This window comes from candidate division KSB1 bacterium, assembly GCA_022562085.1.
GTDB lineage: Bacteria > Zhuqueibacterota > Zhuqueibacteria > Oceanimicrobiales > Oceanimicrobiaceae > Oceanimicrobium.
Map to the genome: position 1 here is coordinate 1 of JADFPY010000311.1, position 5,431 is coordinate 5,431.

The window sequence follows — 5,431 nt, forward strand, 5'->3', positions numbered from 1 at the left end:
CTGCAATTGCTGAGATTGTCACTTCATTCACAGCCTCAACTTTCACAGCCTCTTCAGGGCCAAACCGGTACTGCTTACCCACTTTGGCACGGGCGGATTTCCAGGCACGAAACGTCAGCGTGATCGAACCGTTGCGGATTCCTTCATGAAATTTTGTTTTGAAAAGCATTTGAGGTTAAAATATGAGGTTGGCGCGTGAACTCAGGGTTTCAAAATCAGTTTGCCAAACTGCTCCCGGTTCATCAATCTCTGCTGCGCTTTTGCGGCCTTTTTAAAGGAATCATCACTTTACCTTAGTGATAATTTCCAAATCCTTCACAGACTTAAAATCAACAGGATTATGAGTTATCAATGGGAGGTCATATTGACAAGCAGTGGCAGCAATCCATGCATCTTGAGGAGAAATCGGCTGGCCCATTTTGCGGCGATTGGCTCTTATCTGCCCCCATAAACGGCATGTGTTAATATCGAAAGGAAAAATGAGATATTTACGAAGCTCTTGCTCCATTTTTTGAATTCGATTGTCGCTCCAATTTCGGATAGCAGCCCATTGAAAAAGCTCGGCAACAGTCATGAACGTAAGTCCGAGTATTTTACCCTTTAAATGCGTTTCATAAGAGTTGGCTCTGCTGTCTTTCTTGAAGATAAAAGAGACGATATTGGTGTCCAGTAAAACGATGTCCATTATTCACTCGACCGATCGTCATGCCGCTGAGTAAGGATGAAATCATTGAACTCATCTACTGATTCTTCCTGCGGCCAAAAGTCGCCGCCTATTTCCGAAATACTGGTTGCCACTTGAACCTGTTGTTCACTTAATAATTGTTCTATTGTTTTAGAATTCCAGAAATTATTATTTATTTTTAGCTGTGTAGATTTGCTTTGGATAGGTTTAGAAATTGCCGATAACAACTCCTTTTGTTCCGTCGCGGACAACTGTTGTATTTCATTGATGATATTTTGCAATTGTGGACTCAATTCTACCACCTCCAATGTAATTGTGTTCGGATATTTTTCTATCTAAAACATAAGAATCAAATCCCATTTTTGCAAGCGTAAAGTCGACAATAAGGTTGTCATTTTAATCCCTCAGCACTCTTATTTTCTCCAATACAGCTTTCAGTTCTTCGGTGGTGTCATGTTTCCAGACTCAACATCAGCAAGTCCTTTAGTAATAGAATCAATGAACTTTTTTTTGTGAATAGAATTCTCTTTCTTTGGCATAATATTTCGTTGCAGTTTATATATAATATACGAATTACGGCTTCAAAATCAGTTTGCCAAACTGCTCCCGGTTCATCAATCTCTGCTGTGCTTTTGCCGCGTCTTGCAAAGGAAATGAAGTGTCGATGACCGGTTTCAGCTTTTCCGGAAAAAAATGCAGCGCTCTTTTTAACCCTTCCTTTCTGCCCATGAAGTTGCCGAATATTTTGAGCGCTTTAGAAAAAATGTAGCGCAAGTCTGTAGTCGGGTCGTAGCCTGTTGTAGCGCCGCAGGTCACCAAACGGCCGCCTTTTTTCAAGGCTTTGATGCTGTTCTCCCATGTCGATTTGCCTACGTGCTCAAAAACGATATCCACACCTCTTTTATTTGTCAGCCGTTTGACTTCCTCCAGAAAGTCTTTGTCAGCGTAGTTGATCAGTTCGTCTGCACCCAGCTCGCCGGCTTTTTGCAATTTTTCGTCTGTGCTGGCGGTTGCGATCACCCGCGCTCCAAAGAGCCTGGCGATTTGAATGGCTGCGCTGCCGACCCCGCTTCCTGCTGCCAATATCAGGATATCCTCACCCGGCTGTACTTTAACCTGCTCCACCAGCATATGCCAGGCCGTTAAAAAAACCAAGGGAATTGCTGCCGCTTCCTCAAAAGATAATCCGTCCGGAATCAAAAAGGCATTTTCGGCAGGCGCTTTGACATATTCCGCAAAGGTTCCCTGGGTGGTCTCTCCCAGAATCTGGTAGTCGCGGCAAAGGTTGTCGTCGCCATTGAGACAGTCATGACAGGCTCCGCACCCCCAGCCGGGGGCCAGCAAGACTTTATCCCCAACTTTGACATTGTTAACCACATCGCCAACCGCAGTCACTACACCGGCTGCATCTGAGCCTAAAATATGTGGCATTTTCAGTTTAAATGCAGGCAGCCCGCCTCGAACCCACAAGTCGAGGTGATTTAGAGCTGCGGCTTTGACTTCAACCAAAACTTCATCCGCAGCGATATTCGGTACAGGCATCTCTTCAAAGCACAGTTTATCAATGCCGCCGTGCTCATGAATCACGACAGCATTCATCATTTCTTTCATTCTTTGTTCGGGAGATAATTAATTTGGCTCTGTGTCGATCTGTGTGAGTAAACAAGAAATGTTCAGGCCACGGATGGAACACGGATTTCTAAAAGCCGGAAAGACAAGACAATTTTGGTCAGACAGAACATTATTAATTCATTGAAAAGAAGAACAGACAAAAACAGGTTTGACAAATGTTGTTTTTTGCAGATTCCATTACATTTGCTGTCAGTCAATTTCAAGATTCATTTCTCAGGTTTTACAGTGCAGTTTCCGACGGGTTGAGAATAATGCGGGTTAAATGTGCTTTCAAACCAAAACAATCATTTTGTCTCTAATTATTTTGTCCTTTGTTTTTTAAGAATCTGCTTCATACTTAAGGCATTCATCCGTGAAAATCTGTGTTCACCCCGTTAGATTGAATATCATCTAAACAGAAAACCTTTAGAAGCTCTTATCTTACGGGGTGAATCCGTGGCTATTCGTTTTTTAGTGACCGCTTCCAATCAACATAGAACCACTAATTTGAATCGGCGGACAACTCAGTCAGTAGTCGTTTAAGATAAACGCCCACCATGGCTTTGCGGTATTGCGGCGAAAAATGCACGTTACGGTATGGCTGCACTTGCTCCATCACCTCATTGCTGATATTTTCGATTAACTGGGGGGTCAACTGATCGCCTTTGAATGGGTCGGTAATTTCATCATAAATAAACGGCGTGGTTCCGGTGCCGGTGACCGCGATTTTCAATTCGTCGATTGTTTGTTCGGTCAAACGCAGTGCAACGGCGGTTCCCAGCACAGGATAATCCATTGAATCGCGAATTCTTAATTTGCGATAAGCAGTTTTAAGCTGTTGAGATTTTTTGGGAAGCGAAATTTGGGTTAGGATTTCCTCGGGCAATTTTAGATTGCGGGTGATACCGTCGTGGGTGAAAAATTTTGTTGAATGCACAATTCGCTCGCCTTCGGGACCCGCCAAATGGAAAGAAGCATCGAGAACCATAAAAACAGGCGCCAGATCACCGGAATAAGTTGCGTAGCAGATCTCCTTTTGGGGAATGACCAAACAATCATCACCGTCTGCCTTCAGGCAAAAGCCTTTGGATTCACGCCATAAGAAGGACTGATTGAAAAACCAGCAGCGGGTATCCAGCAAAATGTTCCCGCCAACTGTAGCCGATTCCCGCAACAAAGGTGTTGCGATAACATGTGCGGCCTGTGAAAGGGCTGGAAAATTTTTGTTGATTGTTTGATTCTTTTCGATCTCAACCAAGGTTACCATGGAGCCGATTTTTTCATCTGAAACCTCGAACAGCTCTTTGATTCCCGACAAACTTATCACATGCTTTCGATTGCTTAACCGGTTCTTATAATTCGGCAGAACATCTGTGCCTCCTGCGATAAAATCAAAATCGCCATCACTTTTCCGGGCGATGGTTTGCGCTTCATCTAAAGTGGCAGGCTGGTGATATTTGAATTGTGGTAAAATCATCGACTTAGTTATTTTTATTCGTGATTCCTTTAGGCGCAATCGACATTATTTTGTCGATTATAGCGTCATCCTTGGGTAAAATATCAACTCCCGGCAGCCGTGGAACCAGAATGGCCCAATTAGGGTCTTTAGTAAAAATCTCTTTGAAAATTGGTAATGAATCGTCAACTCTCTCTGCATTAACCAAAGAAACCGCATGCCAGAACTTCATTTCCAGATTCTCAGGGAATAACGCTTGCGCGGCTCCGTACTCCTTGAGCGCAGCTTCAACATCGTTATGTTCGATAGCCAAATCACCTTTGTTCATATGATCATAAGCCCGGTGTAGCTTGACAAGGCGTTTAAGCTCCTTAATTGGAGTAAGATGATCTTCAATACGCAGCTCCATCACCCTGTCTTCCCACGGCTTGCCGGTGGATTCGCCTTTCACAATCAAAATAGCCGCGGATTGCTTCCCGCGAATGTCCCCACCTACGTTTTGTGCCGCCTCTAAAGCAGCCAGCATTTTATCGGCAAGGTCACCCTCTGCTTTTTCATAAGCCTGTTTCATGGCCGGCCAGACCTTTTTGTTAAGCATCAGATTTGCTTGCACCGAAAAATTATCGCCAACGATATGCCCGGCGTCCGGAATGCATTTTTCTCCGGTATGTGCGGCAACATTTCCTTGGGCGTCAATCATCGCTACCTGCCTGATTTCAGGGCTCGAATCTGCAATCTTAAGCGCTTCCAAAGTTTGGGTCGCGCTGCGTCCGGCACGCATCAAGTCAAGGCCTAATTTTCCATAGGTAACATCAACCAGTGACTGAGTCGCCACTGCGCCAACGCCGGCTTCTGCCCAGGTCACTAGCGATCCAACTGAAAACCAGTGAGATTGCACGGCCACGCCCATTTGGCCCGTTTCAGGATCTCGGGCGACGATTGAGTAGGTGTGAACAGGGCGGTAGGCTTTTTTCCTGGAAATATTTGGTTGCTGTGCTCTTACTTGAGAAAAAATGATGAAGGTTAAAGCGAACAGCAGTACTATTTTGCATTTATTCATAATATCCTTTCCCCTTCTCCAGTAGTCTTTTCGTTATGTTTATGCAAATGCTTTTGCACGTGCTGCTCCCGCCGTCATTTGCCTCTGCACCGCCTTCCACAATTTATCCGGCGTAATTGGCAGGGAATACATTCGAACACCAACCGCATCATAAATGGCATTTGCAACGGCTGGTAAAATTGGCAGCAATGGTCCTTCCCCGGCTTCTTTTGCACCAAACGGTCCTTCCGGGTCGTTGCTCTCGACGATAATGACATCCACTTCCGGCATTTGCATTGGGGTTAAAGTACGGTAGTCGAGAAAATTGGGTCCTTGAATCGCACCCTTGAGATAGGGCATTTCCTCGCAAAGCACCTGTCCCAATCCCATGTGAATACACCCTTCAATTTGTCCCTCCACCGCTAAGGGGTTGAGAGCTTTGCCGCAGTCGTGGGCAGCCCAGACTTTATTGACGCGAATTTCGCAGGTATCGGGATCGACACTGACCTGAGCCACGTAGGCCTGGAAACTATAAGTTGGCGAAAGTCCGGCACGCCACCCTTTGAATTTTCCCTGAGCGCCTATTGGCGGCGGCGACTGATAAATGCCTTTGGCGATAAGGGCACCATTTTTTGCCAAG

7 protein-coding genes are annotated in these 5,431 nt (G+C 45.2%); all 7 read right to left on the minus strand.

Annotated features, from left to right (window positions below; all coding sequences use genetic code 11):
* Positions 1 to 169, minus strand: a 169-nt coding sequence (locus IH879_18900) for an ASCH domain-containing protein (GenBank protein MCH7676995.1), incomplete at its 3' end; no start/stop codon positions are given.
* Positions 170 to 283: 114 nt separating this feature from the next.
* Complete coding sequence (locus IH879_18905; GenBank protein MCH7676996.1) at positions 284 to 685, minus strand: type II toxin-antitoxin system VapC family toxin; 402 nt, start codon at positions 683 to 685, stop codon at positions 284 to 286.
* Positions 685 to 978: a hypothetical protein gene (locus IH879_18910; protein ID MCH7676997.1), complete on the minus strand. Its 294-nt coding sequence runs from the start codon at positions 976 to 978 to the stop codon at positions 685 to 687. Before IH879_18910 ends, IH879_18905 begins: the two co-directional genes overlap by 1 nt.
* Positions 979 to 1,258: 280 nt before the next feature.
* Positions 1,259 to 2,284: a zinc-binding dehydrogenase gene (locus IH879_18915; protein ID MCH7676998.1), complete on the minus strand. Its 1,026-nt coding sequence runs from the start codon at positions 2,282 to 2,284 to the stop codon at positions 1,259 to 1,261.
* A gap of 514 nt (positions 2,285 to 2,798) precedes the next feature.
* A complete protein-coding gene (locus tag IH879_18920) occupies positions 2,799 to 3,773 on the minus strand; it encodes an FAD binding domain-containing protein (GenBank protein ID MCH7676999.1) in 975 nt (324 codons plus the stop codon).
* Between the two features lie 4 nt (positions 3,774 to 3,777).
* Positions 3,778 to 4,812, minus strand: a complete 1,035-nt coding sequence (locus IH879_18925; protein ID MCH7677000.1) for a DUF1028 domain-containing protein — start codon at positions 4,810 to 4,812, stop codon at positions 3,778 to 3,780.
* Positions 4,813 to 4,851: 39 nt separating this feature from the next.
* On the minus strand, positions 4,852 to 5,431 hold a 580-nt coding region (locus IH879_18930; GenBank protein ID MCH7677001.1), incomplete at its 5' end, for a molybdopterin-dependent oxidoreductase.

Excerpts from the sequence above, each read along its gene's own strand:
- IH879_18905 (MCH7676996.1), bottom strand. The coding sequence starts at position 685 with ATGGACATCGTTTTACTGGACACCAATATCGTCTCTTTTATCTTCAAG.
- IH879_18915 (MCH7676998.1), bottom strand. The coding sequence starts at position 2,284 with ATGAATGCTGTCGTGATTCATGAGCACGGCGGCATTGATAAACTGTGC.
- IH879_18920 (MCH7676999.1), bottom strand. The coding sequence starts at position 3,773 with ATGATTTTACCACAATTCAAATATCACCAGCCTGCCACTTTAGATGAA.
- IH879_18925 (MCH7677000.1), bottom strand. The coding sequence starts at position 4,812 with ATGAATAAATGCAAAATAGTACTGCTGTTCGCTTTAACCTTCATCATT.